This window comes from Flaviaestuariibacter flavus, from assembly GCF_004337505.1.
Lineage (GTDB): Bacteria > Bacteroidota > Bacteroidia > Chitinophagales > Chitinophagaceae > Flavisolibacter > Flavisolibacter flavus.
Genome location: NZ_SJZI01000030.1, coordinates 1 through 1,992 on the forward strand (window position 1 = coordinate 1; position 1,992 = coordinate 1,992).

The window sequence follows — 1,992 nt, forward strand, 5'->3', positions numbered from 1 at the left end:
CTTCCTGGCATTTGCATTCCAAATGAATAGTGTTGAAATTCACATAAGCAATTGGTTTAGTACAAGATACGCGATCTCAATTTGTCGGGAATTATGCCAAATTCAGTAATTCTTGCACCTTTTCATCGCTGCCAGTACACCTGAAAACGTGGTAAGCGGGTTTTAATTTTTGTGACCTAGGGCGATGACTGCGTATTTGTATACTTCTTGTTTTTGAGGGTCGATTAGGAGATCTGAAGTCCCCGCTTTCTATAAAAAATCTATTCCAAGCGAGTTCTTATAGATCCTGGACAAAGCCCCCCTCTAATTCTCCGCCGAGAATTGGAAATTTATTACGATTTGATCAAGACTCCGCAACTGGTATCGGACAAGTTGGTGAGTCGCTTTCTATTAATTTGCCATTTGCATCGAAAAGACGAGAGAGCCGATTACATTCCTCATTTATGTATGTTTTAAAGTTCTCCCAGGTATTCAATGGCTCAACGGACTCGCGCGAACATCTAAATACACGTTCTTCGCTCGACTTCAGATAAACTAATGAACCATCCCAATCATATCCCCCAATAAAAAAATCTTCATTCATCGCGTCATCAACTCTTTCATCGACGTTTGAAGTAATAATTGAAAATGGCTGCCAAGCGTTCTCAATGCGCCGCCCTTCGCTTTTTCGAAGCCCATCTAGACTCAGTGAGCCAGAAAAAACTTTCAATCCGTTTGATACCGTGCACAGAAAGGACCTGTAAGCAATTGGGATTGAACGTCCCAGAGCGTGTTCTAGCTCGATCGCCTCAGATTCTTTTAGCGGTGGGTAGACTGAATGCAGCCAGGCTTCTTCCGCCACATGTGGAGCATGAGATATAAGACGTGTTCCATCTGGCAGCACCTTGGTTCCGTTGATGCCATAAGATTCAATCAGTTCAATGAAAGTCATAAGTCAATAAATTTAGAACAGGAATCACTATCCTCCTTTCTAGCCATCCTTTTTTCTGTTGAGAAGCTTTCCTTTTGTCGGGTTGGCATAGTTGCCATTGTGTTTCCTGAGGTGCTCTGCACCTTTTTTAACAAACTGAACATTATCAGGATTTTTCGCCATCGCCAGCGAGTTATCATGTACACTATTTGTATGGTGCCCGACATACCCTTTTACTTTTCCATTTTTTAGCAATTCTACCTTTTCTCTGATTGACCAACGACGGGTACCGTCACCAGTCCTAGCTAAGAGTGCACGTTCCTCTCTCCATGCCTGTCGAACGCCAGCTCGCCGAGCTAGTGTTATTTCTCTCTTGGTCGCTACGTTTCTTAGGAGTGTAGTTGCTACTTCTTTCTTTAAAATAGTACCGGCAATTCCCCCACCAAGCAATTTTAATTCAGCTGGACCGACCCAATCAAACAATCCTAAATTGTCACTCTCAATTGGAGCGTCGTCTGGCTTTGAAATGTCCAGAAACTTTTGGTTAAGAACCGTACCGATTTGAGCACCGGTTGCTCCCTTGTAATTTCCTTGTACTCCTTGTGAGTTTGTTACGCTTTGGATACTGCCGTCATCGTCAAGAACCTGAAAGTTTATTTTTGCTGTTCCGTCGTTATATAAGACAGCTGCTTTGACAATGTTAGATCCATTGTCAACACTTAACGTTCCTGAATTGGTGAAGAACGGTGAGGATTGATATCTATATATCTCGTTACCTCTGACGAGAGTTGCGTTACCAACTGAACCTTTGGGAGCCGACCCGTCTGCGTTAAATCCGGCCCAAGAGTAATCTGTTATGTTACCTTTAGAGCCAATGACTGGCATCCATTCCAACCCATCAAGATCAATCCCATCTAAGGGACGGTTACTTGCAAATTGATAAGGTGTTAACATCGGATACTCCGATGTAACTGGATCTACCGAGAGGAATCGACTAATTTGAGGATTATATATCCGCTCGCCATAGTCCTGAACTCCTATTTCTGGGTCTTCTTCTTTTCCGTTAAACCCATACCGGTAGC

At 43.1% G+C, this 1,992-nt stretch carries 2 protein-coding genes; both read right to left on the minus strand.

Features of this window, described 5'->3' with window-relative positions:
• Positions 1-343: 343 nt before the first annotated feature.
• Positions 344-931: an SMI1/KNR4 family protein gene (locus EPD60_RS07900; RefSeq protein WP_131448455.1), complete on the minus strand. Its 588-nt coding sequence runs from the start codon at positions 929-931 to the stop codon at positions 344-346.
• Positions 932-970: 39 nt separating this feature from the next.
• Positions 971-1,992 (minus strand): RHS repeat-associated core domain-containing protein (locus tag EPD60_RS07905; RefSeq protein WP_317126045.1); only part of this gene is annotated, 1,022 nt, incomplete at its 5' end.

Coding starts and splice junctions, on each gene's coding strand:
- EPD60_RS07900 (WP_131448455.1), bottom strand. CDS start 931: ATGACTTTCATTGAACTGATTGAATCTTATGGCATCAACGGAACCAAG.